Source organism: Leifsonia sp. GW821-FHT13C05 (assembly GCF_058806515.1).
On sequence record NZ_JBXAPT010000001.1, the window covers coordinates 992,591 to 1,018,534 of the forward strand.

Annotated in this window: 22 protein-coding genes, 1 tRNA gene and 1 other RNA gene; 9 read left to right on the forward strand and 15 right to left on the reverse strand. The window is 69.2% G+C overall.

Going from position 1 to position 25,944, the window contains the following annotated elements:
• Positions 1-29: 29 nt before the first annotated feature.
• Positions 30-1,181: a hypothetical protein gene (locus tag AC1ROC_RS04785; protein WP_492998423.1), complete on the forward strand. Its 1,152-nt coding sequence runs from the start codon at positions 30-32 to the stop codon at positions 1,179-1,181.
• On the opposite strand, the gene AC1ROC_RS04790 is transcribed toward AC1ROC_RS04785, so the two are convergent.
• The gene (locus tag AC1ROC_RS04790; protein ID WP_492998425.1) at positions 1,147-3,003 is read right to left on the reverse strand and encodes a glycoside hydrolase family 15 protein; all 1,857 of its coding nucleotides are present in this window, start codon (positions 3,001-3,003) and stop codon (positions 1,147-1,149) included. The genes AC1ROC_RS04785 and AC1ROC_RS04790 overlap by 35 nt on opposite strands.
• Before the next feature lie 137 nt (positions 3,004-3,140).
• Between AC1ROC_RS04790 and AC1ROC_RS04795 the strand changes: the two genes are divergently transcribed.
• The 3 genes from AC1ROC_RS04795 to AC1ROC_RS04805 are packed head-to-tail and all read left to right on the forward strand — an operon-like array spanning position 3,141 to position 6,010.
• Positions 3,141-4,559, forward strand: coding sequence for an MFS transporter (locus AC1ROC_RS04795; protein WP_085369498.1), 1,419 nt, complete (start codon positions 3,141-3,143; stop codon positions 4,557-4,559).
• Positions 4,556-5,074: a hypothetical protein gene (locus AC1ROC_RS04800; protein ID WP_085369497.1), complete on the forward strand. Its 519-nt coding sequence runs from the start codon at positions 4,556-4,558 to the stop codon at positions 5,072-5,074. The genes AC1ROC_RS04795 and AC1ROC_RS04800 overlap by 4 nt, the downstream gene beginning before the upstream one ends.
• 48 nt (positions 5,075-5,122) lie before the next feature.
• Entirely contained in the window at positions 5,123-6,010 is an 888-nt protein-coding gene (locus AC1ROC_RS04805) for an alpha/beta fold hydrolase (protein WP_492998430.1), read from the forward strand.
• A 3-nt stretch (positions 6,011-6,013) separates the two neighbouring features.
• Here AC1ROC_RS04805 and AC1ROC_RS04810 read toward each other — a convergent pair whose 3' ends face one another.
• The 6 genes from AC1ROC_RS04810 to AC1ROC_RS04835 form a co-directional block, all read right to left on the reverse strand.
• Positions 6,014-8,848 (reverse strand): InlB B-repeat-containing protein, encoded by a 2,835-nt coding sequence (locus AC1ROC_RS04810; RefSeq protein WP_492998432.1) that lies wholly within the window; start codon positions 8,846-8,848, stop codon positions 6,014-6,016.
• A gap of 18 nt (positions 8,849-8,866) precedes the next feature.
• Positions 8,867-9,334 (reverse strand): hypothetical protein, encoded by a 468-nt coding sequence (locus AC1ROC_RS04815; RefSeq protein ID WP_492998434.1) that lies wholly within the window; start codon positions 9,332-9,334, stop codon positions 8,867-8,869.
• A gap of 76 nt (positions 9,335-9,410) precedes the next feature.
• Positions 9,411-11,582 (reverse strand): alkaline phosphatase family protein, encoded by a 2,172-nt coding sequence (locus tag AC1ROC_RS04820; RefSeq protein ID WP_492998436.1) that lies wholly within the window; start codon positions 11,580-11,582, stop codon positions 9,411-9,413.
• A 166-nt stretch (positions 11,583-11,748) separates the two neighbouring features.
• Entirely contained in the window at positions 11,749-12,495 is a 747-nt protein-coding gene (locus AC1ROC_RS04825; protein ID WP_492998438.1) for a GntR family transcriptional regulator, read from the reverse strand.
• A 45-nt stretch (positions 12,496-12,540) separates the two neighbouring features.
• On the reverse strand, positions 12,541-13,335 hold the full coding sequence (locus AC1ROC_RS04830) for a thioesterase family protein (protein WP_492998440.1): 795 nt from the start codon (positions 13,333-13,335) through the stop codon (positions 12,541-12,543).
• Positions 13,336-13,391: 56 nt separating this feature from the next.
• Positions 13,392-14,873, reverse strand: coding sequence for an arylsulfatase (locus AC1ROC_RS04835; RefSeq protein WP_492998442.1), 1,482 nt, complete (start codon positions 14,871-14,873; stop codon positions 13,392-13,394).
• A gap of 149 nt (positions 14,874-15,022) precedes the next feature.
• Between AC1ROC_RS04835 and AC1ROC_RS04840 the strand changes: the two genes are divergently transcribed.
• On the forward strand, positions 15,023-15,961 hold the full coding sequence (locus tag AC1ROC_RS04840; RefSeq protein WP_492998444.1) for an HAD family hydrolase: 939 nt from the start codon (positions 15,023-15,025) through the stop codon (positions 15,959-15,961).
• A 22-nt stretch (positions 15,962-15,983) separates the two neighbouring features.
• On the opposite strand, the gene AC1ROC_RS04845 is transcribed toward AC1ROC_RS04840, so the two are convergent.
• Together AC1ROC_RS04845 and ssrA are read right to left on the reverse strand one after the other, a co-directional pair.
• Positions 15,984-16,877, reverse strand: coding sequence for a formylglycine-generating enzyme family protein (locus AC1ROC_RS04845; RefSeq protein WP_492998923.1), 894 nt, complete (start codon positions 16,875-16,877; stop codon positions 15,984-15,986).
• Positions 16,878-16,970: 93 nt separating this feature from the next.
• Positions 16,971-17,366: a transfer-messenger RNA gene (gene ssrA / locus AC1ROC_RS04850) on the reverse strand.
• 127 nt (positions 17,367-17,493) lie between these two features.
• Here ssrA and AC1ROC_RS04855 point away from each other — a divergent pair.
• Positions 17,494-18,162, forward strand: a complete 669-nt coding sequence (locus tag AC1ROC_RS04855) for an SIMPL domain-containing protein (RefSeq protein WP_085369481.1) — start codon at positions 17,494-17,496, stop codon at positions 18,160-18,162.
• Positions 18,163-18,215: 53 nt separating this feature from the next.
• Here the strand turns inward: AC1ROC_RS04855 and AC1ROC_RS04860 are convergent, their stop codons facing one another.
• The 6 genes from AC1ROC_RS04860 to prfB form a co-directional block, all read right to left on the reverse strand.
• Complete coding sequence (locus AC1ROC_RS04860; protein ID WP_492998447.1) at positions 18,216-18,956, reverse strand: tyrosine-protein phosphatase; 741 nt, start codon at positions 18,954-18,956, stop codon at positions 18,216-18,218.
• Between the two features lie 76 nt (positions 18,957-19,032).
• The gene (gene smpB, locus AC1ROC_RS04865) at positions 19,033-19,509 is read right to left on the reverse strand and encodes an SsrA-binding protein SmpB (RefSeq protein ID WP_055892644.1); all 477 of its coding nucleotides are present in this window, start codon (positions 19,507-19,509) and stop codon (positions 19,033-19,035) included.
• A gap of 70 nt (positions 19,510-19,579) precedes the next feature.
• The gene (gene ftsX / locus AC1ROC_RS04870; protein ID WP_085369479.1) at positions 19,580-20,485 is read right to left on the reverse strand and encodes a permease-like cell division protein FtsX; all 906 of its coding nucleotides are present in this window, start codon (positions 20,483-20,485) and stop codon (positions 19,580-19,582) included.
• Positions 20,482-21,663, reverse strand: a complete 1,182-nt coding sequence (gene ftsE / locus AC1ROC_RS04875; protein ID WP_492998451.1) for a cell division ATP-binding protein FtsE — start codon at positions 21,661-21,663, stop codon at positions 20,482-20,484. Before ftsE ends, ftsX begins: the two co-directional genes overlap by 4 nt.
• A gap of 97 nt (positions 21,664-21,760) precedes the next feature.
• The gene (locus AC1ROC_RS04880; RefSeq protein ID WP_085369477.1) at positions 21,761-22,201 is read right to left on the reverse strand and encodes a GNAT family N-acetyltransferase; all 441 of its coding nucleotides are present in this window, start codon (positions 22,199-22,201) and stop codon (positions 21,761-21,763) included.
• Positions 22,198-23,313 carry a peptide chain release factor 2 gene (gene prfB / locus AC1ROC_RS04885; RefSeq protein WP_085369476.1) on the reverse strand — a complete coding sequence of 372 codons (1,116 nt, stop codon included), beginning with the start codon at positions 23,311-23,313 and terminating at the stop codon, positions 22,198-22,200. Before prfB ends, AC1ROC_RS04880 begins: the two co-directional genes overlap by 4 nt.
• A 71-nt stretch (positions 23,314-23,384) precedes the next feature.
• Here prfB and AC1ROC_RS04890 point away from each other — a divergent pair, with 71 nt between their 5' ends.
• From AC1ROC_RS04890 to AC1ROC_RS04900, 3 genes are all read left to right on the forward strand, one after another.
• A complete protein-coding gene (locus AC1ROC_RS04890; RefSeq protein ID WP_085369475.1) occupies positions 23,385-24,653 on the forward strand; it encodes an MFS transporter in 1,269 nt (422 codons plus the stop codon).
• Positions 24,654-24,749: 96 nt separating this feature from the next.
• Positions 24,750-25,787: an LLM class flavin-dependent oxidoreductase gene (locus tag AC1ROC_RS04895; protein ID WP_492998455.1), complete on the forward strand. Its 1,038-nt coding sequence runs from the start codon at positions 24,750-24,752 to the stop codon at positions 25,785-25,787.
• Positions 25,788-25,803: 16 nt separating this feature from the next.
• Positions 25,804-25,885 (forward strand) — tRNA-Leu (locus AC1ROC_RS04900).
• The last annotated feature ends 59 nt before the right edge of the window (positions 25,886-25,944 follow it).

Consider the following 25,944-nt stretch of genomic DNA (forward strand, 5'->3'; position numbering starts at 1 on the left):
AGTGAGCGCACTGCTGACGGGGTGATGCGATGGCGAGCACCGGAGTTGGAACACGACGTGCACCTCTGCTGAGCGCGGAAGGCGCCGCCATCGTCGCGGGCGGAGGGGCATTCGTCCTCGCGCTCGTCGTCGCCCTGCCGCTGTTCTGGGGAGCGAGCCTCGCGATCGCGGGGCCGGACTCCCTCGGCCAGTTCACCGCCATCGCCGCCGGGGTGATCGCGGCGCTCGCCTACGTCGCTGGACGTCTGTGGACGCGGGAGGGACCGCGTCCGTTCCGCGCGCCCGCCGCCGCGAGCACCGAGGACGGCCGGGCCGGCCGGGTCGGCCGGGCCACCGCCGCCGACGTGTTCGACACCGTCGTCATCGCGCTCGCGCACGGCGTCATCGCCCTGCTCGGCTGGCTCGCGCTCAGCGCCGTGCTCGACAACGGGTTCCAGGATGCGACGGTCTACTTCCTGTCCGCCGCCGCCCTCGCCGCGGTCGCCTGTGCCGTCACCGCGTACATCGTCTTCCTGTCGTCCGTGCAGATGGATCTGATGCGCCTGTCGACGGTGCTCGCCGTCTTCGTCATCGTGGGCATCCTCACCGCGATGCTCAGCGCGCCGGACCCGCACTGGTGGATGCTGCACCTCAGCGCCCTCGGCATGTCGAGCAGCGTGTCGTCGCTGTCGTTCAACCTGACCCTGGTCATCGCCGGGGTGATCGTCACCGCCCTGGCTCGCTATGCGACGGACACGCGCGAGCTGGTGGCACCCGCCGACGACCGGCCGGAGGCGCGCAGGAGCAGGGCGGCGCTCATCCGGGTGCGGGTGGTGCTCATCCTGATCGGCGTGCTGCTCGCCGGGGTCGGGCTGTTCCCGCTCAACGTCTCCGCCGTGCTGCACAACGTGTCCGCCGTCGGGATGGTGCTGACGTTCTCGCTGGTCGTGTTCTGGGTGCGCGCGGCGCTCCCCCAGGCGCCGGCGTCGTTCTTCGTGCTCGGCTACGTGTTCTTCGCCACCATCGTGGTGATGCTGCTGTTCTACGTCGTCGGGTACTACGTGCTCACGGCGACAGAGCTGGTGGCCGGGGTGGTGGTGTTCAGCTGGCTCATCGTCTACCTGCGGGTGAGCGGGGCCGCGACCGGTGCGCCGAGAGCGGAGCCCGTCACGGGCGCTGGCGCCGCGACTCCTGCCGGGTGAGTGCCGCATCCAGCACGATGGCCGCGCGGATCAGGGCCAGGTGGGTGAACGCCTGCGGGAAGTTGCCCAGCTGCCTCCCGGCCGGGTCGATCTCCTCCGCGAACAGCCCGACGTGGTTGCCGTAGGTGAGCATCTTCTCGAACGCGTACTGGGCCTCCTCGATGCGGTCGGCGTCCGCCAGGGCGATCACGTAGAAGAACGAGCAGAGCGAGAACGTCCCTTCCTCCCCCGGCAGCCCGTCCGGCGACGCAGCGGGGTTGTAGCGGTAGACCAGGCTGTCAGTGACCAGCTCGTCGCCGATCGCGTCGAGGGTGGAGAGCCACATCGGGTCGTGCGGGGAGATCATGCCGACCAGCGGCATCAGCAAGGTGATCGCATCCACCACGTCCGTGCCCGGATACTGCACGAACGCCTTCCTGTCCGGGTTCCAGCAGTGGGTGAAGACCTGCTCGTAGATGGCGTCGCGGGCGCCGATCCAGGTCTCCAGCGGAGCGGGAAGGCCGCGCTCCCTGGCGATGCTGATCGCCCGGTCGAACGCCACCCAGCACATGATGCGCCCGTAGGTGAAGTCCTTGCGGCCTCCCCTGGTCTCCCAGACGCCCTCGTCCGGCTGGTCCCAGTTCTCGGCCAGCCAGTCGAGCACCGTGCGCAGCTTGGCCCAACCAGGATGCCCGATACGGCGGTACTTCTCGGTGACGAACAGAGCGTCGAACGCCTCGCCGTAGATGTCGAGCTGCAACTGGTCGGCCGCGCCGTTGCCGACGTTGACCGGCCGGGAGCCCTCGTAGCCCTCGAAGCCGTCGAGCTCCAGCTCCTGCAGGTCGGAGGAGCCGTCGATCCTGTACATGATCTTGAGCGGGCCGGAGGCCTCCCCCGCCTGCTCGGCGACCCGGTCCGCGACCCACAGCGCGAACGCGACGGCCTCGTCGGTGTACCCGAGCGCGAGCAGCGAGTAGACCGAGAACGAACCGTCGCGGATCCAGGTGTACCGGTAGTCCCAGTTGCGCACGCCGCCGAGCTGCTCGGGAAGCGCGGCGGTCGGGGCGGCGACCAGGCCGCCGCTCGGCGCGTACTGCAACAGCTTGAGCACCATCGCCGAGCGCTCCACCGCCTCCCGCCACCTGCCGGTGTACGTGCTCACCCGCAGCCAGTCTCGCCAGAACTCCACGGTCTGCCGGAACAGTTCCTGCCCGTGCTGCGTGGTGAGTCCGTCCGCGTCGTCGCCCGGTGCGGTGTGGAACGCGAACAGCCGCAGCTGCCCCGCCGACATCGTGAACTCCAGCACGACGTCCCCCGCGGCGAGCGCCGCAGCATCCGGAGTGTCGTCGCCGAGCCCGAGCAGGGCGGCTCCCGCTTGCCCGTCGTCGAAGTCCACCCGCTCGGGACTGGTGGATGCGGTGTGCGCCCTCCGCCCGAAGTCGAACCGCGGGCGGCACTCGAGCCGGAAGCTCACCTCGCCCCTGACCACGCGGATGCCGCGCAGGATGCGGCGCTCGTCGGTGGCGACGGTGGGGTCGTCGGCCAGCGGCATGAAGTCGATCACCTCGGCGACACCGGATGAGCTCATGAACCGGGTGATCAGCACCGCCGTCTGCGGGAAGTACATCTGCTTCACCCGCACGTCGTCGTCGACGGCGTGGATGCGGAAGTATCCGCCCTTTTCCCTGTCCAGCAGCGATGCGAACACCGCTGGAGAGTCGAAGCGCGGGGCGCAGAACCAGTCGATGGTCCCGTCCGTGCACACCAGTGCCACGGATTGCAGGTCGCCGATCAGTCCGTGCTCTGCGATATCGGGGAATGCATGTCTCGGTGTCTCCGTCATGGGAGCCCTCCTCGGACGATGGCGCTCACTATAGACCCGGCAGGGCGACGGTGGCCAGTGGGGGGATATCCGCGACAGCGGGCGAGGACTATGATCCGGTGCCAGCGGAAGGTCCACCTTTCCGGCAGGAGGTCGTCATGACCGCATCCTTCACCGGCACGTCCCGTTCCGACGTGCGACGGCTCATCGCGCCCCTGGCTCTCGCGCAGTTCATCTGCAGCTTCGCCGGGTCGAACATGAACGTGATGATCAGCGACATCTCCCGCGATCTGGACACGACGGTGCAGGGCGTTCAGATCAGCATCACGCTGTTCCTGCTGACGATGGCGGCGTTGATGATCCCCGCCGGGAAGCTCACGGACAAGATCGGCAGGAAGCGCTGCTTCACGCTCGGCCTGATCGTCTACGGCGCCGGCGCCCTCGTCAGTGCCGCATCGCCGGGGCTGTGGGCGCTGATCCTCGGCAACAGCATCCTGGAGGGCGTCGGCACCGCCCTGCTGATCCCTCCCGTCTACATCCTCACCACGGTCTACCTGTCCGACATCCCGACGCGGGCGTGGGCGTTCGGCGTGATCAGCGGCTTGGGCGGCATCGGGGCCGCGGCAGGTCCGCTGATCGGCGGGCTGATCACCACCGCGATCAGCTGGCGTGCCGCCTTCCTCTTCCAGGCGCTCATCATCGTGGTCATCCTGCTGCTGAGCAGGAGACTGACCGACCCCATCCCGGCCGATCCGAAGCGGCCGTTCGACGTGGTCGGGGCCGTGCTCTCCGCGCTCGGCTTGTTCGTGCTCGTGCTCGGCATCCTCGCTGCCGACAACAGCGTGCCGCTGATGGTGACGCTCATCGTCGCCGGGATCGTGATCCTGGTGCTGTTCTTCTGGTGGGTGCGGCGCCGCGAGCACGCAGGGAAGGAAGCGCTGCTGTCGACCTCGCTGTTCCGCAACCGCCTGTCGAACATCGCCCTCGTCACCCAGAACGTGCAGTGGGTGCTGCTGATGGGCACGTCCTTCACGGTGTCGGCGTACCTGCAGGTGGTCCGCGGCTACAGCGCCATTGCGACCGGGGTGCTGTTCACCGCCGCGACGGTCGGGCTGCTCCTCACCTCCCTGGTCGCGGGCAGGCTGGCTCGGCGGTTCTCGCAGCGGAGCCTCATCCTGACCGGCTTCGTGCTCTGCGTCCCCGGCATCGTGCTGCTGATCTGGCTCGTCGCGGTCACGACGACCGACTGGGCGTTCGTGCCCGGTCTCTTCCTCATCGGGGCCGGCCTCGGCCTGATGCTGACACCGTCGGTGAACGTGGTCCAGTCCGCCTTCCCGGAGGAGGCGCAGGGCGAGATCTCCGGACTGTCCCGCAGCGTCTCGAACCTCGGCTCCACCCTCGGCACGGCCATCGCCGGCACCATCCTGATCGCCAACGTCGCCGCGGGCTCTGCGGCATACGGCTCGGCGATGGCGGTGCTCGCCGTCCTCGGACTCGGCGGACTCGTCGCCGCGCTGCTGCTGCCCAGGGATGCGAGCGCGCGGCATCCCGCACCGGGCATCCGGGAGGCGACGTGACACCGCGGCCGCGCACCGCGAACGCCGCGCTCCGCCGCGCGCGGGTGGACTACATCACCGAGGAGTCGGTGTACGGGACCGTGCTCGTCAGCGGGATGATCGTCGCAGCGGGCTCGTACCACGCCACCTCGATGCAGGTCTTCCTGACGGTGCTCACCACGGTGATCGTCTTCTGGGCGGCGCACGTCTACGCCGGGACCATCGCGGGCCACGGTGTGGAGGAGGAGGGCGGCGGAGGGCTGTCCGCGTCGTTCCAGCGCTCGCTGCGGCGGTCGGTCGGGTTCCTGACATCCGCTGTCCCTCCGTCGTTCGTGCTCCTGCTCGGCGGGCTGCGCGTGGTGGACGACACGGTCGCGCTGTGGACAGCGCTCTGGCTCGGCGTCGCGATCCTCGCGGTGCTCGGCTACATCGTGTTCGCCCTCCGCGGCGACTCCTGGCCGGTGCGGATCATCGGCTCCATCACCACAGCCCTGTTCGGCATCGCGATGATCGTGCTGAAGGCCGTCATCCACTGAGTCCGGCCAAACTTCTGCTCCGCGGCCGACCAGGCGTACGATCCGGCTATGACCATGCAGGAGGAAGGCACCGCCGGCGACGAGGCCGACGAGCGCGAGGGGTCCGTGCCGGACGGCGCGCGCGAACTCACCACACCGGACGGCCGCACCGTCCGCTTCTTCGATTCGGGAGCATCCGGGGCGGGCGCGACGGTGCTCTGGCATCACGGCACCCCGCAGACCGGCGCGATCATCGCGCCCATCGCCGCCGCCGCGGAAGCCGCCGGTCTCCGCGTCGTCTCCGTCGCCCGGCCCGGCTACCCGGGCTCGACCGAACGGCCGGACCGCAGCGTCGCCGACGCTGCGGCAGACGCCCTCCTGGTGCTCGACGAACTGGGCATCGACCGGTTCGCGACGGTCGGCGCATCCGGCGGCGGCCCGCACGCGCTCGCCTGCGCGGCCCTGGCACCGGACAGGGTCAGCGCCGTGGCCACGATCGCCTCGCTCGCCCCGCGCTGGGAGTCCGACGACTGGTTCGCCGGGATGGCCTCCCCCGACGCGCTCCTCACCGCTGTGCTCGGCCGGGATGCGCGCCTCCGCCACGCGGAGCACGCCGAGTTCGACGAGTCCTCCTTCACCGACCGCGACTGGGCGGCACTCTCCGCCGACTGGGCGCCGCTCGGCGCAGACGCGCAGGCCGGAGCCGCAGAGGGACCGGCCGGCGAATCCGACGACGACGTCGCCTACGTGTCCGACTGGGGCTTCGACCCGGCCGACATCACCGCGCCAGCCCTCCTCGTGCACGGCAAGGCCGACCGCGTCGTCCCCGTCGCCCACACGCTCGCCCTGCTGGAGCGCATCCCGAACGCCGACCTGCTGCTGCGCCCGCGCGACGGGCACGTGTCTGTGCTGGCGACGCTGCCGCTGGTGTTCGCGTGGACGGCTGCGCCGGTGTGACGCCTAGCCGCGGTCCGACTTCGTCCCGTACCTCCGGCGTCGCACGATCACCCCGACGAGGATGGCCGCGACGGCCGCCACGATCAGCGCGATCGGGAGCTGCGAGCCCGTCCACGCCAGCGCATCGTCGCCTCCGCCCGGCGGCTTCGTGCCTGCGGGGGCCGCTCCGGGGTCGGCCGAGCCGGTCGGCGACGGCACGGACGGGTCGGTGGGAGTCGCGGTGGGGGTCGGGGTGGTCCCCGGCGTGCCGGGCGCGGTCGGGGTGCCGGTCGGCGTCGGCGTCGCGGTCGGCGTCGGCGTCGCGGTGGGAGTGGGGGTCGGCGTCGGAGTCGGCGTGGGCGTCGGCGTGCTCACCGCGGCCGGGTCGAGCCGGAACGTCGTCACGACCGCGCGGTGGTTGCTCGGCCACGCGTTGCCCGCGACGTTCCTCGCGGAGGGCCACCCCGCCACCAGCGTGTTCGAGCCGAGCACGGCGAGGTCGGCGCCCGCCGCGTAGACGTAGTCGATGCGGTCCTGCGGCTCCGGCGTGCCCGTCGACGGGTCGGTGGCCACGATCGGCGACCACGAGTTCCCCGCGGCGGCCGACGGGTCCGGATGCGCGGCGCGGTAGGTGTCCGTCAGCCCGGCCTTCGTCAACGCGGCCGGGACCGGCCAGGCCACAGCGCCGACACCGCAGTGCGCTGCGGCCGTCGTGGCCGTCCAGTCGTCCGACGACGGGGACTCCAGGTCGGCGAGCAGGATGACCGGGGTCTTCTCCGCAGCCGACGCGTCGCCGCGCAGCGCCGCGGCGAGCGCCGTCGCCTGGTCGTAGCGCGCCGTCGTCTTCTCCGCGGCGACGAGCGCTGCCGGGTCGGTCACTCCGCCCTGGCAGGCCGCGTTCGGCCCGTAGCCCGCTCCGTCGAGGCCGGCGCTCCATAGGCGCACGTCGTGTCCGAGCACGTGGGCGGTGGCGCCGACGGCGGGGAGCGCCGCCGCGACCGCCGCGCGTCGGCCGGTGGCCGCATCCACCGGGTACGCCGACACGATGGACGCGCCGTCGCCGCCCGCGACCGCATACCAGCCGAGCGCCTTGGCGAGGCGGGCGGCGACCGTGCCGTCGTCCTGCTGCACCCCGATCACGTCGAGCCCGTTGGCGGCGATCACCGCGAGCTCCTTGAACGTCGCGTCACTGACGTGGCTGCCCGCATCCCACAGGTTCCAGGTCGCCGCGGCGAGCTGCACGGGGTCGGTGGCGCCGAGCACCGGCACCTCCACGGTGATGCGGGAGCTCGCGCTCCCGTCCGTCGCCTGTACGGTGATGGTCGCCGGGTCGGCGGGAGCTTTCGAGGGAGCCGTACCGGTGACCGTGCCGTCCGCCGCGACGCTGAGCCAGTCGTCGCCCGCGACCTTCGTGTATCCGGTGACCGCGGCGCCGTTCCAGAGCCCGCCGACGCGTTGGGCGACAGCGCCGCCCGCGCGCACCGCCGGCGCGCGGAAGGTGTCCGTCACGAATCCGGCGGCGAGGGTGGCCCCGCTGTCCGTCGGCGTCGTGGCAGGCAGTGCCGCCGTGTACTCGTTGAGGATCTGGGCAGCGCCGATCGCGGTGTCGTAGAAGTCGAAGTCGTCGATGGATGCGTTGACGAACCCGTCCCCGGTGTCCGCTCCTGAGCCTTCGGCGCCGACCCGGAACGGGTTGCCGCTCACCAGGGAGAACGCGCTCGTCAGCGCGGCGTTCTGCGCCGTCTGCTGGCCGTCCAGGTAGGTGGTCATGGTGCCGGCCGCGCGGTCGGCGACGACGGCCACCTGATGCCACGCCCCGATGACCGAGCTGCCGCTGACCTGCGGAAGGTAGTTCTGCGCGGTGGAGGTGCCGTTCCTGCCGAAGCAGGCGCGCAGCACACCCGGCTGGCCCGCGGTGTTGTAGAGCGTCGTGCCCTTGTTGTAGCAGTGGGTGAAGTCCTGGTTCGAGACGATCGGCGAGTCGGAGCTGGTGGCCGCCTCGTTCATCCAGAACACGTAGGAGAAGCTGGACGACGCATCCGTGCGCCCCGCGATCAGCGGCAGGCTGAAGAAGTTGACGCCCTGGACGCTTCCCGCCGGCGAGTTCACGTATGCCGCCTTGCCGGAGATGCCGGCTCCGTACGACGGCGTGCCTGACCAGGCGCCCGCGTTGCCGCTGCCCGAGCTGTCGGCCACCGTCGTGCCGGTGTCGTCGTCGAAGTCGTACGACACGATCGGCGCGACCGAGTCCCCCGGCGCGCGGTAGCGGTTCCAGACCGCATACAGGGTCACCGTGGCTCCCGCCGCAGACGCCAGATCCGTGACGCTCTGCGTGTCGGCGTACACGACCGCTCCCGATGCGCTGGTCGCCCAGCCGCGGAACTGGTACCCGGCGCGGGTGTACCCGTTCGCGGTCAGCGCCGCGGTCTGGCCGGTGGTGAGCGTCTGCGACGCCGTCGACCCTCCCCCGGCGCCGTTGCCGTCGAACGCCACCGTGTACGCGACCACGGTCGGCTTGCTCGCCACGAAGTCCGCGGCGACCTGGCTGCCGGGGATGGCGGCGTCGAAGAAGTTGACGCTGTCGACGGAGGCGTTGACGTACCCGTCTCCGGTGTCGCTCTCACTGCCGCTCAGCCCGCCGATGTTGAACGCCAGCCCGCTGTCGAACGCCGTGGATGCGGTGATCGACCCGGCGGGCGCCGTCGCCTTCTGCACACCGTCGACGTAGAACGTCCCGGTGTTCGCGGTGCGGTCGATCACCACGGCGACGTGGTGCCAGGCGTTGAGGATGCTGCCGGAGATGCCGTGCACGTACTGCTTCGTCCCGCCGGCCGTCTTCCCCCAGCAGGCTTCGAGCACCCCGGCCGTCGCCTGGTTCTAGAGGGTGATGCCCGCGTTGTTGCACGAGTCGAAGTCCTGGTTGCTGATGATGGGGCCGTAGCTGGTGCGCGACTGCTCGGAGATCCAGAACTCGTAGGAGAAGCTGGACGACGCATCCGTCTTCCCTGCCACCCTCGGGAGCTTGATGTAGTTGGAACCACCGCCGACCACCGCCGCTTTGCCCGAGACCCCGCCGACGTAGGACGGCGTGCCCTTCCAGCTCGCGTCGTTCCCATTGCCGGAGCTGTCGGTGACGACGGAGCCCGTGTCGCCGTCGAACGTGTACGACGCGACCGGTCTGATCGCATCCTGCGGATCGAAGGCGGGGCTCGCGGCCGCCGCGTTCGCCACGCCGACGATCACCCCGGCGCCCGCTGCGGCCACCGCCAGCGCCGCGACGGAGGCCAGGATGCGGTGCGCCACGGTGCGCGGGACGAGGCGGTTGATGACGCTCTGCACGGTCATGGGGGTTCTCCGGAGTCGGGTCGGGCGGGGTCGGCGGTGGTGGTGCGGCGAGGTGCGGTGCGGTGCGGCGGTCAGGTCACGCGGTCAGCTGCGCCACGCGCCCCGCATACCGGTGCTGCCACCCGGTGCCGGTCGCCGCCGTGACGATCACGTCGTAGTACCCGTCCGTGGTCGGCCAGGTGATCGTCTCCGTGGCGCCGGGGTGCACCCACACGCTGCGCGTGCCTCCGGCGAAGTCGTTGGCGGTGAGCGTGTAGTGCACCGGCTGCAGGCCGTCGTCGTGCAGCGCGATGGTCAGGGTGGGTTCGCTCCCGGCGACCAGTGCGACATCCACCCGGGGCACGCCGGCGTTGTCCTGCCCGGCGGGCAGCACGGTGCCCGCGTGCGATCGCACGAACCCGTCCGGTCCGTACACGGTGAACGCGTATCGACCGTCGTGCGCCGCCGCGTCCCAGCTGTACGCCGCGGGCGACGCTGCCGTCACCGTGTGCGGCGTGTTGCTGAACGGCAGGTACTTGTCGGGGAACGCCTGCAGGCTGACCGCTTTCCCCGCCGCGCCTCCGACGAGGCTCAGCCGCGCGGTCACGGTGCCGGTCTCCCTGTCCTCCTCGAACGTGCCGTGCGGGTGGAACGACAGCGGGCGGGGGCGCAGCGCGCCGCCGTCCCACTTGTCCGCCGGCGGCACCTGCGTGCTGATCGTTCCTCCTGCGCGCGCGATCTGCACCAGCGCCTCGGTGTCCGGCAGCGACGGGATGTCCACCACCGGATGTGCGAAGTCCAGCGCACTCGTCAGGTCGCCGCTGATCCCGCGCCGCCACTGCGTGATGGTGGTGCTGAGCGCCGGGGTGCCGAGCGCCGTGGTCCAGGTCTCCAGGAACTGGAGAATCGAGGTGTGGTCGAACGTCTCGCTGTTGACCCAGCCGCCGCGGGTCCACGGCGACACCAGGATCGCCGGGACGCGGGCGCCGTAGCCGATGGGCGTGCTGCCGGAGTACTCGCCGGGCGTGCCCGGCTCGGCGAACGGTGGGAGGACGTGGTCGTAGTATCCGTCGTTCTCGTCGAACGTCATGATCAGCAGGGTGCTCTTCCACAGCTCTGGATTGCTCTGCAGCGTCTGGATCACCCGGTTGCTGAAGTGCGCGCCGTGCTCCGGGTTCGCCGACGGGTGCTCGGTCCAGCCGTACGGGGCGACCACCCACGACACCTGCGGGAGGGGCTGGGCCGCACCGGGCTGGCAGGCGGCGATGAAGTCCTTGAGCACGGCGTTCAGGTTGGCGTCGCTGTCGTTGTTGGGGGCGCCGGTCGGGGCGTACGGCGCCGACCCCGCCCGCCAGACGAGGCCGGTCCCCGGGGCGTTCTTGACCGCATCCACCCGGTTGGCCGCGTCGGTCGCCGTGCTGCCGGAGGTGGTGAACGCCGCGAACCCGCGGATCGGGTTGTCGGTGTAGTCGCCGACCCAGCTGCTGCCGTTGTTGCTGTTGTCGACGTAGATGCGCCACGAGACGCCCGCCTTCTGCAGCGCCTCCGGGTAGGTCTGCCAGGTGCGGGTGCCGTTGGACTCCCCTCCGTTGTCCGTGACGCCGTTGGAGGTGCCCGTCCAGTGGTAGAGCCGGTTCGGGGTGGTCGGGCCCATCACGGAGCAGTGCCAGGCGTCGCAGATCGTGTACGCGCTGGCGAGCGACCACTGCCACGGGATCTCCTCGCCGGTGACGTAGTTCATCGTGGACGGCCCTTTGGCCCCGATCCAGTTGTTGTACCGGCCGCCCGCCCACGCGCCGAGCCCGCCGGAGTACGAGTGGTCGAGCCCGGTCGTCGTGCCGGCGACGGTGGTGACCCTGCTCGGCTTCACGAACGACGCCCCGCTCGGCTGCGAGAACACGTCGGTGCCGTTCTGGAACCGCACCGCCTGCTTGTCCTCGAACCCGCGCACGCCGGGTAGGGCGCCGTAGTAGTGGTCGAACGCACGGTTCTCCTGCACGAGCACGACGACGTGCTTCAGGTCGCTGATGTCCCCGGCGAAACCGTCGGGCAGCACGTACGCGGGTGCCCGCCGCCCAGCACCGGCGGCCTGCCCGGCCTGTCCTGCCCACGCCGCACCGGTCGTGCCGCCCAGTACCGCGGCGCCGCCGAGCAGCCCGAGAGCCTTGAGCATCCCGCGCCGGGACAGCCCCGACCGCAGCACCTCCGGAGGAACGGTCTCCGCGCGCTCGTACGGGTCAGGGATGAAGTCTTCCGGCTCGCTGGACATGGCTCTCCTGGTGTCTGATTCGTTCAAGGCCGCGGACAGCCGACCAAACCGAAGGAAACCGCCGGTGAACGCCAGGCGACCGAAGACCCCGGATGCGCGTGCACGGCCGAATTCGCACGCCGAGTGTTCACACTGGGCGTCGCGGGACGGCGTCGCGGAGCGACTGTCACACCACCGCGCGGGTGCTCTCCCCCGCGTTCACGTCGAACGCGATCGTTCCGGCCAGATACCGGTCGACCCCGAGCTCCACGACCCGGCCATCCCTCGTCGCCGTCGTGCGCGACACCTGCAGCAGCGGGCTGGACCGCCGCACCCGCAGCAGCGCCGCATCCTGAGTGGACGCGGCGACCGCCTCGATCCGGTGGCTGCCGGACGTCACCCTGATCCCCTCCAGCGCCAGCGCCGCCGTGGTCGATGCCACGTCGTCCGGCATCCCGTCGACCACGGCCGCCACCCACGGCGCCCACGCCGACCGCTCCACCATCACCACCAGCCCGTCCAGCGTCCGCACCCTGGTGAAGCACAGGATGCGCTCCCCCGGCCGCACCCCCAGCTGCTGCGCCTCCCGCGCATCCGCCCCACGCCACACCCGCGCCGAGATCAGCCCGCCGGCGACCCGTCCGCCGGCCTCCGCCCACTGGGCGAACGACAGCATCCTGTCGAACACCTGGGTGTGGTGCCGAGCCTGCACCATCCAGCCGTCCCTCGGCCGCGCAAGCACCAGCGACTGCCGCGCCAGCTTCGCCATCGCCCCGCGCACGAGGCTCCTGGTCACCCGGTACTCCTCCGCCAGCGACGCCTCGCTCGGCAACCGCATCCCCGCCACGAACTCCCCCGACTGGATGCGCCTCCGCAGGTCGGCGGCGATGTCCTGCGACGCGACGGTGCGGGGGCTCTCACTCTGCTGCGGCACCCCAGGAGCGTACGGCGGCCGGGAGACCGGGAGGTGGCGCGGGCCTTAACGGGAGCCGGGCGCCGGCGGCCGCCGGACGGTCAGCGTCTGCTCCGCCCTCCCCACCGGTCCCCGTTCGTCGTGGAGTCCGGAACTGGTCAGCCCCTGCCCGGTCGGCCCGAACGTGACGGTCGTGTCGAGCCCGACCCAGCGTCCGGTGGGCTGCGTGTGCAGGTGGATCGTGAGGTCGAGGTTGGGGAACATCCACTCGCCGGGCTGCTGGCGAACGGCGATCCCGTTGGCGGTGTCGACCAGGGCGATGAATGCGGCGTGCGCGCTGACGGCCTCCCCGGCCACGAGCTCGCGATCGGTGCGGAGCCACGCCATCCCGCGTCCGGGCCGCGGCGGCTCCTCGGCGCGCATCTCGAGCGACGCGACGTACCCGCCCGGCCAGGTGTCCGCGATCCCCCACTCGTGCCCCTCCTCCGGCACGGAGAACGTCGCCGACTGGCCACCGGCGACCTCGCGGGTGTCGCTGTCGATCGTGTACCAGCCGCGCGCCAGCACGACGGCCCTCCCCGCGATGACGACGGTCGCCTGCACCAGCTCGATCGTCCGCCCCGGACGCAGCGTCTCCACCGCGATCTCGCACACATCGGCGGCGAGAAACCCCAGGATGTCGAAGCTGAGCCGGGCGAGAGACATGCCGGCCGCACCGTGCGCCGCCCGGTGCACATCCATCGCGTGCGCGATCAGGCCGCCGAGCGGACTGAAGTGGATCTCCGCATCGTTCCACGCCCCACCGGCGTCGTGCAGCGGACGGAAACGGCTGTCGTCGAGACGTTCGAAGTATGCGCTCATCGCACACCATTCTGGCGGGCGGAGACGGGAAAAGCCGCCCACCGCCCGATCTGCGATCAGTTCGACGACGAGAGCCCGTGAAGCATCTTCTTGATCTGCTCCTGCACCTGAGCGTCGTCGGTCTCGAAGATCGCATAGCTGATGCCCGCGGTCTGGATCGGCCGGTTGGGGTACTTCGTGTACGTGGGAAGCACTCCGAGCAACCGGTCGGCCATCTGCGGCAGCTGCCAGGTCTTCTCGGCGAAACTGTTCATGAAGATGTCGTACCGCTCCTGCGGGTCCTGCCACAGGTCGAACAGCTCCGGCACGATCGCCGTGTACGACGCGGGGCCGCGCCAGCCGTCGCGGACGTTCCAGATCGCTTTCCACTTGCCGAGGCGGATGGCGCCCGGGATGGCCTCCGTCTCGGTCATGTAGAACCAGTGATCGCGCGTCGACGGGCCCTCGCCTTTCAGGAGGGCGGTCTGGTCGTAACTGTCGAAAATGGTCGGTTCGCCGTCGCGATCCTCGGTGGGAAGGTCCACGCCCGCAATGCTCGCGAACGTCGCCATCAGATCCAGCGACCCGACGATCTCGGAATTGCGCCGCCCGGCCTCGATGGTCCCCGGCCACCACGCGATGGCGGGGACACGGCTGCCGCCCTCGTAGTCGGTTCCCTTGGTGCCTCGGTACGGCGTGTAGCCGCAGTCGGGATACACGTCCTGCCACGCGCCGTTGTCCGTCGTCCAGATGATCAGAGTGTTCTCGGCGATGCCCAGCTCCCGGACTTTGTCGACGACCTGCCCGACCCGGTGATCGAGTTCGACGAGGGAGTCGAGATACTTCGACTTCGCGAGCGAAGAACCTTCGAAATCCGGATGCGGCAGGTTCGGCTGGTGCAGCTTGGCGGTGTTGAGGTACAGGAAGAACGGGTTCTCGCCGGCCGCGTGTTCCTCGAGGTAGTCCAGCGCGATAGCCGTCGACTTCTCGTCGATGAACGGGATGTTCGACGAGTCGACCTTCTCCACCTCGTGCGGTTGCTCCCCCGTCGCGCCTTCCAGAGCGCCGGTCACATTGCCCCACATCTTCATGGTGGCCGGATCGTCGAACGGGAAGTCCGGGTTGTACGCCTTGTCGGTGTATGTGTACGCGTTCAGGTGGTAGAGGGTCGTGTTGAACATCTGATCGAACCCGTGAGCGGTCGGCATGGCGTAGTCGGCCTCTCCGAGATGCCATTTGCCGATGTGGCAGGTGTCGTAGTCCGCCTTCTTGAGCACGCTGGCCAACGTCCACTCTGCCGCCGGCAGTCCGCCGCCCTGGCCGGGGAAAGCGACAGTGGTCATGCCGCTGCGGATCGGGAGTCGGCCGGTGATCGCCGCAGCCCGTCCCGGCGTGCAGCTCGGCTGCCCGTAGAACGACAAGAACTGCAAGCCCTCAGCGGCGAGGCGATCGAGGTTGGGCGTCGGCGCGCCACGGTTCTCGCCGCCGCCGTAGCAGCCCAGATCCCCCCAACCGACATCGTCAGACATGAACAGGATGATGTTCGGCTTCTCAGGCATCCGAGCCCCCTCGCATAACGGAACGATATGGCTGGACCCTAGCAACTGGAAAGGCTCCGCAACAGACTCGTTCTCTCCGCGAAAGTGGTGGACAATCGCAGCACCTGCGCTGACTCCATCCCGAGCCGCGGCGATCGAGGAGGCCCACGATGGCTGAACCGCACCTACCGTCCTGGCGAGACACCCCGACCCTGGCGGCGATCGTCTCCTTCGTCGAGTCGGTCGCGACAGGACCGGGGGCGGTCCCTGTCGAGCAGCGTGTCGCGGTCTTCGACAACGACGGCACCCTCTGGATCGAGAAGCCGATGCCGACGCAACTGCACTACGTCGTGGAGCAATGGCGCACCAGACTCCGCGCCGACCCCGCACTCGCGCGGCACCAGCCGTACACCGCCGTGGCCAGCGGCGACCTCTCGTGGATCGGAGCAGCCGTCGACAAGCACTATGACGGCGAGGACGACGACCTCCACGCGCTCATCGGCGCCCTCGTCGAAGTGACGGAACAGAGCAGCGTCGAGGACTACGCCCGTTCCGTGTCCGAGTTCTACCGCACGGCGCACCATCCTGTCCTGGACAGACCGTACGCCCAGACGGTCTACCAGCCGATGGTCGAGCTGCTGCACTACCTCGGCGCCAACGGCTTCGTCTGCTACATCGTGTCGGCGGGCGAACGGGACTTCATGCGTCCCATGTCGGAGGGTTATTACGGCGTTCCCCCCGAACGCGTCGTCGGGTCGGCGTACGAACTGACGTACGACGAGGAATCCGGAGAACTGCGGTATGGCGCATCCCTCGCCTTCTTCGACGACGGACTCGAGAAACCAGCGCGCATCTGGAACCGCATCGGCCGGCGGCCGTTGCTGGCAGGGGGCAACGCCAACGGCGACATCCCGATGCTGGACTTCACCCGGCGCTCCGGCACCGGCTTCGCACTGCTCATCCACCACGACGACGACACCGGCCGCGGAGACATCCCGTACGACAAGGGCGCCGAGCGGGCGCTCGCCGAGGCGGACGCCCGCGGCTACACCGTCGTCAGCGTCAAGAACGACTGGTCGGAGATCTTCCCGGCAGCTCCGTCAGCGTGAGCCTCGAGCGCCGCGAGACGGTTCAGGCGTCGCGTGCGCAGCGGAACCCGATGTGCGACATGCCCGTGTCCTCCGCCTGGGGTGAGCGCGCGGCGGGACGGAACCGAAGACAATAGTCCGGCGAGCACAGATGCGATCCGCCCTTGAGCACGCGCCGCGCGATCTCCGGGAACTCCGGCTGGGCGCTCGCCGTTGCGAGCAGGTTCTGCCGCTTACCGGCATCCACCGGCTTATCGGACAGACGCAGGTGCCGGGGCGTGTAGTAGTCGGACGTCCATTCCCAGACGTTGCCGACCATGTCGTAGAGCCCGTATCCGTTGGCCGGGTACGAACCGACGGGCGCGGTGCCGCCGACACCCTGGTTGTCGTGCGGGAAGCGGCCGAGCCAGGAGTTCGCCTGCGCGGTGCCGTCCGGATAGATCTCCTCGCCCCAGGCGAAACGCGCCCCATCCAGGCCTCCCCGGGCCGCGTACTCGTGCTCGGCCTCGGTGGGGAGACGCAGCCCTGCCCACCCCGCATACGCCAGGGCGTCCTCGAACGCGACGTGCACGACCGGATGCTGCATCCGGTCGGCGATGGACGAGCCCGGCCCGAACGGCCGCCGCCAGAAGGCTCCCGGCGTCCACGTCCACCAGTTGCGCCAGTCGTTCAGATCGACCGGACCGGCCGACGGGGTGAACACCATCGAGCCGGGGACGAGGGAAGCGGGATCGGCTCCGGGGAACGCCGCAGGGTCGAGCTCGCGCTCTGCGACGGTCACGTAGCCGGTCGAATCGACGAACTCCGCGTACTGCTCGTTCGTGACTTCATAGCGGTCGATCGAGAATGAACGGACATCGCGCTCATGGACGGGCCGTTCATCGGGATAGAACTCGTCCGATCCCATCAGGAACGAGCCGCCGTCGATCAACACCATGTCCCGCGTCCGTGACTTCACGACCTCACCCTAACTCGCAGGGGGCCGTGCCAGGGACTTCGCCGGACTCGAACAACGCGTGACAGCGACCAATGGTGGAGATGGGGGGAATTGAACCCCCGTCCACTGCTGTGGTCATATGCCTTCTACGGGTGTAGCCAGTGTTGACGTTCTACTCGGCTCCGGAATTTGCCACTGGCACCTAAACCGACGAGCCCAGCATCAGTGCACGTCCCTCCACGCCCTGATACTCAACATGGAGGCAAGCTCTCTAGATGACGCCAGAATCCGGGTAGAGAGCTATTCCCGGCTTGACGGTCTCATAAGTTGCTTTGGAAGAACTTACGCCGCGAGGGCGAAGTCTGCCTTGGCAGAGACAGTGCTCTTTGAATTGGCACTTGTTTTTTGCATGCATCGTTTACGAGATAAGCATGCATCCTCGACCCGCTTCTCACACTCTCGCAGACAATGTCGAAACCGATCATCCCCGTGCGCAGCCGGTGAGGCTGGGTCGCTGTCACGCGCTGTTGAGTTGTCCAGATACTGTTCTCACCGCTTGCGGCGAGCTTCTCATCCTACAACATCCCGAGGCCTCGTTCTATGCCACGATCGGAGGATGGCCGACACGATCATCACCGTCCAGGGCGAATACGAACTGCATCAGCCTGCCGAGCGCGGCACCGTCCGCCTCACCGTCGCGTACGACGGACCGAGCCGGGATGAGGTGCTCGCGCTCACGACGCAACGCCATCTCTCCCTCACCAGCGAGCTGCGGGACATCCACAATCCGCAGTCCGGGCCCGTCACCTGGTGGTCGTCCGACCAGTTGCGGGTGTGGGGAGAGCGGCCGTGGAACCAGAACGGCAAGCAGCTGCCGATCGTGTACCACGCCCAGGTCGGCATCGAGGCGAAGTTCAGCGACCTCGGCGCGCTGTCCGACTGGGTCGGCGTCGTGTCGCTGCTCGACGGCGTCACCGTGTCCGGTGTGACCTGGGCGCTGACGGAGGCGCGCAAGCAGACCCTGGTGCAGGAGGCGCGACGCCGGGCGGTCGAGAACGCTGTCGCCAAGGCGACCGTCTACGCCACCAGCCTCGGGCTCGGCTCCGTCAAGCCGCTCGCGCTCAGCGACCCGGGGATGCTCGGCGACCACACCTCCGCACAGCAGCAGTCGCAGCCGATGTTCGCCAGGGCGGCGTCCGCAGACGTCGGCGGTGGGACGCTGGCGTTGAAGCCGGAGGACATCACCATCGCGGTCCAGGTGCACGCGCGCTTCGCAGCGTCCTGAGCCGCGAAGCGGCCAGGCCGCGTGCCGCGTCGCCGCGACACCGCGACACCGCGTCAGCTCTCCTCGACCAGCACCGAGCGCAGCTTGGCCAGCTCCAGGTCGTCCAGCCCGGCGTCCTTCAGGTAGGCGTGGACGCCTCCCCGCTCGCGGTCGATCAGGTCGAGGGCCGACTCGAGCGCTTCCGGCGGGCTGCCTCCCATGATCACGCGCAGGTCGGGCGTCACCTCGACACCGTGGCTCTGCACCAGCTTCAGCATGCCTTCGAGCCAGGGGCCGGCGAGGTTCGCCTGCGTGCGCGCGTAGTCGTCGACCACCGTCTGGCGGTCGACGCCGACCGCGAGCAGGGCGAGCGCGATCACGATGCCCGTGCGGTCTTTGCCCGCCGTGCAGTGCACCACCACGCCCTCGTCCCCGGTGTCCGCGATCTCGCGCAGGGCGGTGATCACCACATCCGTGTGCTGCAGCACGATCTTCGCGTAGAGGTCGGCCAGGGTCGCACCGATCGTGGCCTGGGAGGCGCCGGAACCCTCGAACACCGGGAGGTGCAGTACCTCCACGTCCAGCCCGTCGAGGTCGTCCGGCAGCGTCTTCAACTCGAAGTCGTCGCGCAGGTCGATGATCACCCGCACGCCCAGTTCGCGCAGCGCGTCCTTGCCCGTCTCGCCCAGCGAGTGCAGTCCATCCGAACGGAACAGTTTGCCCGATCGGATCGTTCCGCCGTCGGCCCGGTAGCCGCCGACATCGCGGAAGTTGTACGTGCCGTTCACGGGGATGCGCGGTGCGATCGAACTCATGCGTTCAGTCTGCCACGCGCCCCGGACGCGCCGCCCGCACTCCGCTGCCGCGGCTACGCCGAGGCGCTGCGTGCCGCTACTCGCCCAGGTGCTTCCTGCTCGACATGGCCCTGTCGGCCTCGCGCTTGTCCTGCCGCTCGCGCAGCGCCTGGCGCTTGTCGTACTCGCGCTTGCCCTTGGCCACCGCGATCTCGACCTTCGCGCGCCCGTCGCTGAAGTAGATCTGCAGCGGGACGATCGTGTACCCGCCCTCTTTCACCTTGTTGTGGATCTTGAGGATCTGCGCCTTGTGCAGCAGCAGCTTGCGCTTGCGGCGCGGGGCGTGGTTGTTCCAGGTGCCGTCCGCGTACTCCGGGATGTGCACGGCGTCGAGCCACGCCTCGCCTCCGTCGACGAACGCGTATCCGTCGACGAGGGATGCGCGACCGGCCCTCAACGACTTCACCTCGGTCCCCGTCAAGACCAGACCGGCCTCATAGGTGTCTTCGATGGTGTAGTCGTGGCGGGCTTTGCGATTGGTGGCCACCACCTTCTGGCCACGTTCCCTGGGCACAGCTCACTCCTGACGCGTTCGATCGGATGCCGCCCGCGGTACGCAAGGCAGCCATCCAGTATATGGCGAACTAGACCTTCAGGTAGCGACTGATCGCGAAGTTCGCCGACGCCGCCGCCAGAACCACCCCCACGAGGAGCAGCAGGGGCGCCACGACGAGCGCATCCCCCTCCCCGACGAAGTTGATCGACTGGATGCGTTCGGACAGGAACCCGCGCACGAAGAAGTGCACGATCCCGTACACCGCCCCCGCCGCCAGGATCGAACCGATCAGTGCAGCGAACACGCCCTCCAGGATGAACGGCGTCTGGATGAACCGGTTGGACGCACCCACCAGCCGCATGATGCCGAGCTCCCGTCTTCGCGAGAACGCCGACAACCGGATGGTCGTGGCGATCAGCAGTGCGGCAGCCACGAGCATCAGCGCTGCGATGCCGATGGCGGTGAAACTGGCCGCGCGGAGGATCGAGAAGATCTGGTCAAGGTAACTGCGCTGGTCGACGACGCTCTGCACACCGGCGGCACCGGACAGCGTCTCGGTCAGCACGGCCGAGTTGCTCGGGTCCTTCAGGTTGACCCAGAACGTCTGCGGGATCATCTCCGGCGTGACGAAGTCGGCGATCTGGTTGCCCTTGAACTGCTGCTTGAACTGCTCGTAGCCCTGCTTCTGATCCTGGAAGTAGAACTTCTGGATGTACGGGGACAGCTCAGGAGACTCGAGCTGCTTCTTCACGGCGGCGATGGTCTGCTCGTTCGCCGCCCCTCCGACACAGTTGTCGGTCTCCGTGCACATGTACACGGCCACCTGGGCGCGGTCGTACCAGTAGGTCTTCATCTGGTTGATCTGCATCTGCAGCAGCACTGCCGTGCCGACGAACGTCAGCGAGATGAAGGTGACGAGGATGACCGAGACGACCATCGACACGTTGCGGCGCAGCCCGTTCGCTGCCTCGGACCAGATCAGGCCGAATCTCATTTGGTCGGCCCCACATTCTGCTCGCCGTTGGAGTCGCTGTCATCCCGCAGGCCCCGGAGGTCGAGGTTCGCGGTGAAGTTGAGGTGGTCGGGGAGGTTATCGCTCGCCGGAGGAGACGGCGGTGGCGGCGGCGTTGTCGCGGCCGTCGCGAACTGCACCGGCGCGGGGTATTGCTGCTGAGACGGCGTCTGCTGCGACTGCGCCGACACAGGCTCCGGATGCGCGACACCGGCCTGCGGGACGGCCACCGGCTGCTGCGGCTCGGCGGGGGCGGGTTGCGTCTGCTGCGGTGCGGCCTGGACCGGTACCGGAACGCTGACCGGCGCCGCGGGGTCGGACGTGGGTACGTGCGGCCTGGCCATCTCGTGCTGTGGCTCGTACGCCGCCTGCTGCGGCGCATACGCGGGCTGCTGCTGCGCAGGCTGCTGCACCGGCGCGGACGCCGGACGCGCATCCTGCAGCTGCTCCGCGGCCTGCATGGTGGGGATCGCCGCGGTGACGCCGTAGCCGCCGTGACGCTCGTCGCGGATGATCTGCCCGTTGACGAGCTCGATCACTCGACGCTTCATCTGGTCGACGATCGCCGCCTCGTGCGTGGCCATCAGCACCGTGGTGCCGCCCGCGTTGATGCGGTCGAGCACGGCCATGATGCCGGCGCTGGTTGCGGGGTCGAGGTTACCCGTCGGCTCGTCGGCCAGGAGCACCTGCGGCTTGTTCACCACCGCGCGGGCGATGGCGACGCGCTGCTGCTCACCACCGGACAGCTCGTGCGGGAGGCGCTGCGCCTTGCCGTCGAGGCCGACCATCTTCAGCACGTCGGGGACGGCCTCCTGGATGAAGCCGCGCGACTTGCCGATCACCTGCAGCGTGAACGCGACATTCTCGAAGACCGTCTTGTTGGGCAGCAGGCGGAAGTCCTGGAACACCACGCCGATGTTGCGGCGGAAGTACGGGACCTTGCGCGACGAGATCGTGCCCAGGTCCTGCCCGAGCACATGGATCTTCCCCGTGGTGGGCTTCTCCTCTTTGAGGATGAGCCGCAGGCAGCTCGACTTGCCCGAGCCGGATGCACCGACGAGGAAGACGAACTCCCCACGCAGCACTTCGAGGTTGATGGCGTTGAGTGCCGGGCGCGAGGTGCCCGAATACTGCTTGGATACGTGTTCGAACCGGATCATGACCTCTAGAGACTAAGCAACCCTGGGCCGATCCGCAGTAGCGACTCACCATTGCGCGACAAGCCTGGATGCGGCCCGAACGGCAGCCGTCAGCGAGCTATCCGGCGAATCGGAACGTGTTGGTGTCCCTGCGCACGAACCCGACGGACTCGTAGAGCCTGATCGCCGCCACCCTGGACGGGCGGGAGGTGAGGTCGAGGGTGCGGATGCCGAGTTCGGCCGAGCGGGCGATCATCGCCTCGAGCAGGCTCCTGGCGACACCGCGGCCGCGGGTGCTCTCGTCGACGACCACGTCGTCGATGTGACCGCGGAGGCCCGTCGGGATGGCGTACGCGACCAGCGTCGCCATGCCGACGATCGCGCCGTCGAGACGGGCGACGAACAGGGTCGCGGCCTCGCTCGCCACGACGCGCTCCAGGAGCGCCCTGTCGAAGGTCGCGCTGGACGAGAGCTGCGGGAGCAGCGTGACGACAGCATCCACCAGCTCGTCGTCGACGACGGAGGCGACCTCGATCACCGCGGACGGCTGGCCGCTCACGCGTCGGCCTTCGCCCCTGCACGCCACCGGATGCCCGCGGCGATGAAGCCGTCGAGGTCTCCGTCGAAGACGTTGGCGGGGTTGTTGACCTCGTAGTCGGTGCGCAGGTCTTTGACCATCTGGTACGGCGCGAGCACGTAGCTGCGCATCTGGTCGCCCCAGCTGGCGGTGATGTTGCCCGCGAGTTCCTTCTTCGCCGCAGCCTCCGCCTCGCGCTGCAACAGCAGCAGGCGGCTCTGCAGCACGCGCATGGCGGCGGCGCGGTTCTGGATCTGGCTCTTCTCGTTCTGCATCGAGACCACCGTTCCCGTGGGGAGGTGGGTGATGCGGACGGCGGAGTCCGTGGTGTTGACGGACTGGCCACCCGGGCCGGACGACCGGAACACATCCACCCGGATGTCGTTGTCCGGGATCTCGATCGACTCGGTCTCCTCGATCAGCGGGATGACCTCGACCGCGGCGAACGAGGTCTGGCGCTTGCCCGCCGAGTTGAACGGACTCATCCTGACCAGGCGGTGCGTCCCCGCCTCGACGGACAGCGTGCCGAAGGCGTACGGCGCGTCCACCTCAAAGGTGGCCGACTTGATGCCGGCCTCCTCCGCGTAGCTGGTGTCCATGACCTGCACGGGGTATTTGTGCTGCTCGGCCCAGCGGAGGTACATGCGCAGCAGCATCTCGGCGAAGTCGGCGGCGTCGACGCCACCGGCCCCCGCGCGGATCGTGACGACGGCCGGGCGCGGGTCGTACTCGCCGTTCAGAAGGGTCTGCACCTCGAGGTCGCCGAGGCTCTTCTGCAGCGACTCGAGCTCGGTGCGCGCCTCGGCGGCGGTGGCTTCGTCGCCCTCGCCGTCGTTGGCCATCTCCACGAGCACTTCGAGGTCGTCGAGCCTGCGCTCGATCGAGGTGATGCGGGCGAGCTCGGACTGCCGGTGGCTGAGCGCGCTGGTGATCTTCTGGGCGTTCTCGGTGTCGTCCCAGAGATCGGGGGCGCCCGCCTGCTCGCTGAGAGAGGCGATCTCGGCGGTGAGAGCGTCCACGTTCACCACGGAACGGATGTCGGCGAACGTCGAGCGCAGTTCGGCGATCTGCTGGGAAAGATCGATTTCAATCATGTCGCCGACCAGCCTACCGGGGAGGTCCGGCCGCCGGGGCCCCGCGCATCCAGTTGTAGTGTGTTAAAGAAATGACTTCCGACGAGCGACCCTTCTCTTTCCGGTCCGTGGCGCTCGCCGCCTTCCTCCCCACGCTGCTGTTCTCCATCGGCGAGGGCGCGATCATCCCGATCATCCCCATCGCAGCGGGCAACCTGGGTGCGAGCCTGGCCATCGCGGGCTTCATCTCCTCGATGGTGATGCTCGGCGAGCTGGCCGGGGACATCCCGAGCGGCTGGGTGGTGTCGCGCATCGGCGAGCGCGCCTCGATGATCTACGCCGCCGTCGTCGCGATCCTCGGCGTCGGCGTCTGCCTGGTCGCTCCCAACTACTGGGTGCTCATGGTCGGGATCTTCGTGGTCGGCCTGGCGACGGCCGTGTTCGCCCTCGCCCGGCACGCGTTCATGACCTCGTACGTCCCGCAGCGCTACCGCGCCAGGGCGCTGTCGACGCTCGGCGGCATCTTCCGCTGCGGCTGGTTCGTCGGACCGCTGATCGCCTCGCTCGTGATCAGCATCACCGGCTCGACGCAGTCGGTGTTCTGGATCTTCATCGTCAGCTGCCTCGGCTCGGTGGTCGTGCTGATCGTTCTGCCGGACCCGGAGAAGATGTTCGGGCCGAGCCCGGCCGCGGCGGTCGAGGGCGGCGAGGTGCTGACCGCCGGGGAAGAGGAGGCGGAGGAGCGCACGCACGGCCTGTTCCGCACCATCTGGTCGTTCAGGGCCGTGCTGGCCAGGATGGGCACCGGCGTCGCGCTAATCGGCGCCATCCGGTCGGCCCGCACCGTGCTGATGCCGCTGTGGGCCATCAGCATCGGTCTGAGCGAGGCGAACACGGCGCTCATCATCGGCATCGCCGGTGCGGTCGACTTCGCCCTGTTCTACGCGAGCGGGCAGATCATGGACCGCTTCGGGCGGATGTGGAGCGCCCTGCCGTCGATGCTCGGCCTGGCGCTCGGCTTCCTCACGCTCGCCTTCACCCACGACCTGGATGCGCGCGTCGCCTGGTACATCGGCGTCTCGCTCTTCCTCTCTGTCGCCAACGGCATCGGCTCCGGCATCATCATGACGCTCGGTGCCGACCTCGCCCCGAAGGATCAGCCTGCCCCGTTCCTCGGCGCGTGGCGGTTCGCGGGAGACGCCGGCCAGGCGGCGGCCCCGCTGCTGGTGTCCCTGCTGACGGCCGTGGTCTCCCTCGCCTTCGCCAGCGGCGCGATCGGGGTGCTCGGCTTCGTCGGCGCCGCGATGCTCGCCCGGTACATCCCCCGCTACGTCCCGCGCCGCGCCCGGCCGAGCGAATAGCTTCCTCCCCCTTCGCACACTCGACGGAATAGTCTCGGTGCAACAGCGTTGGGGTGTATGCAAACGCATACACCTGCGACACGGGATGAGGACAGTATGAGCACGAAGCTCGAACTCGGGATCGACACGTTCGGCGACGTCACCAACGACGCGGACGGCCAGCCGCTCCCCCAGGCGCAGGTGCTGCGCAACGTGGTGGCGGAGGGCGTGCTCGCCGACCAGGTCGGCCTCGACTTCATCGGCGTCGGGGAGCACCACCGCAAAGACTTCGCCGTGTCGGCGCCCGAGGTGGTGCTGGCCGCCATCGCCGGGCAGACCGAGCGCATCCACCTGGGTTCGGCGGTCACCGTGCTCAGCTCGGACGACCCCGTGCGGGTGTTCCAGCGCTTCGCAACGCTCGACGGCGTCTCCGGCGGCCGCGCGGAGGTCATCCTCGGCAGAGGGTCGTTCATCGAGTCGTTCCCGCTCTTCGGCTACGACCTCGGCCAGTACGAGGAGCTGTTCGAGGAGAAGCTGAATCTGTTCACCGAGGTGCGCAAGCAGGAGCCGGTGACCTGGACGGGCGCTCTCCGCGCATCCCTCGACGGCCAGTCGGTGTACCCGCACCTGGAGAACGGCCTGCTGAAGACCTGGATCGGCGTGGGAGGAAGCCCGGAGTCGGTCGTCCGCGCCGCCCACTACGGCCTGCCGCTGATGCTCGCGATCATCGGCGGAGGCCCGATGCGGTTCAAGCCGCTGGCCGAGCTGTACCGCAACGCGCTCGAACAGTTCGGTGGCGACACCAGCCTCCCGATCGGCGTGCACTCCCCCGGCTTCATCGCCGCCACCGACGAGGAGGCCAAGGAGACGCTCTGGCCGCACTACGAGGCGATGACCAACAGGATCGGCCGCGAGCGCGGCTGGCCGCCCGCGACGCGTGCACGGTTCGAGCACGAGGCGGGAGAGGACGGCGCCCTGTTCGTCGGCTCGCCGGAGACGGTCGCGAAGAAGATCGCGTACACCGCCAACGGGCTCGGTATCGAGCGCTTCGACCTCAAGATCAGCAACGGCACCCTCGGCCACGACCACCTGATGAAGGCCATCGAGCTCTACGGCACCGAGGTCGCCCCGCGCGTGCATGAGCTATTGTCGTAGCCGCGCCTAGCGCACCGCGGGAGTGGTGAAATTGGCAGACACGCAGGATTTAGGTTCCTGTGCTTTCGAGCGTGAGGGTTCAAGTCCCTTCTCCCGCACCGGACAGCGGACGTCTCCCAGCCAGCCCAGGTATCAGCGACCCACTCTTCCTGGCAGC

What these genes read in the sequence shown, in the direction of transcription:
- AC1ROC_RS04785 (WP_492998423.1), top strand. Translation starts at nt 30, where the DNA reads ATGGCGAGCACCGGAGTTGGAACACGACGTGCACCTCTGCTGAGCGCG.
- AC1ROC_RS04790 (WP_492998425.1), bottom strand. Translation starts at nt 3,003, where the DNA reads ATGACGGAGACACCGAGACATGCATTCCCCGATATCGCAGAGCACGGA.
- AC1ROC_RS04795 (WP_085369498.1), top strand. Translation starts at nt 3,141, where the DNA reads ATGACCGCATCCTTCACCGGCACGTCCCGTTCCGACGTGCGACGGCTC.
- AC1ROC_RS04805 (WP_492998430.1), top strand. Translation starts at nt 5,123, where the DNA reads ATGACCATGCAGGAGGAAGGCACCGCCGGCGACGAGGCCGACGAGCGC.
- AC1ROC_RS04815 (WP_492998434.1), bottom strand. Translation starts at nt 9,334, where the DNA reads ATGACCGTGCAGAGCGTCATCAACCGCCTCGTCCCGCGCACCGTGGCG.
- AC1ROC_RS04820 (WP_492998436.1), bottom strand. Translation starts at nt 11,582, where the DNA reads ATGTCCAGCGAGCCGGAAGACTTCATCCCTGACCCGTACGAGCGCGCG.
- AC1ROC_RS04830 (WP_492998440.1), bottom strand. Translation starts at nt 13,335, where the DNA reads ATGAGCGCATACTTCGAACGTCTCGACGACAGCCGTTTCCGTCCGCTG.
- AC1ROC_RS04835 (WP_492998442.1), bottom strand. Translation starts at nt 14,873, where the DNA reads ATGCCTGAGAAGCCGAACATCATCCTGTTCATGTCTGACGATGTCGGT.
- AC1ROC_RS04840 (WP_492998444.1), top strand. Translation starts at nt 15,023, where the DNA reads ATGGCTGAACCGCACCTACCGTCCTGGCGAGACACCCCGACCCTGGCG.
- AC1ROC_RS04845 (WP_492998923.1), bottom strand. Translation starts at nt 16,877, where the DNA reads ATGGTGTTGATCGACGGCGGCTCGTTCCTGATGGGATCGGACGAGTTC.
- AC1ROC_RS04855 (WP_085369481.1), top strand. Translation starts at nt 17,494, where the DNA reads ATGGCCGACACGATCATCACCGTCCAGGGCGAATACGAACTGCATCAG.
- AC1ROC_RS04860 (WP_492998447.1), bottom strand. Translation starts at nt 18,956, where the DNA reads ATGAGTTCGATCGCACCGCGCATCCCCGTGAACGGCACGTACAACTTC.
- ftsX (WP_085369479.1), bottom strand. Translation starts at nt 20,485, where the DNA reads ATGAGATTCGGCCTGATCTGGTCCGAGGCAGCGAACGGGCTGCGCCGC.
- ftsE (WP_492998451.1), bottom strand. Translation starts at nt 21,663, where the DNA reads ATGATCCGGTTCGAACACGTATCCAAGCAGTATTCGGGCACCTCGCGC.
- prfB (WP_085369476.1), bottom strand. Translation starts at nt 23,313, where the DNA reads ATGATTGAAATCGATCTTTCCCAGCAGATCGCCGAACTGCGCTCGACG.
- AC1ROC_RS04890 (WP_085369475.1), top strand. Translation starts at nt 23,385, where the DNA reads ATGACTTCCGACGAGCGACCCTTCTCTTTCCGGTCCGTGGCGCTCGCC.
- AC1ROC_RS04895 (WP_492998455.1), top strand. Translation starts at nt 24,750, where the DNA reads ATGAGCACGAAGCTCGAACTCGGGATCGACACGTTCGGCGACGTCACC.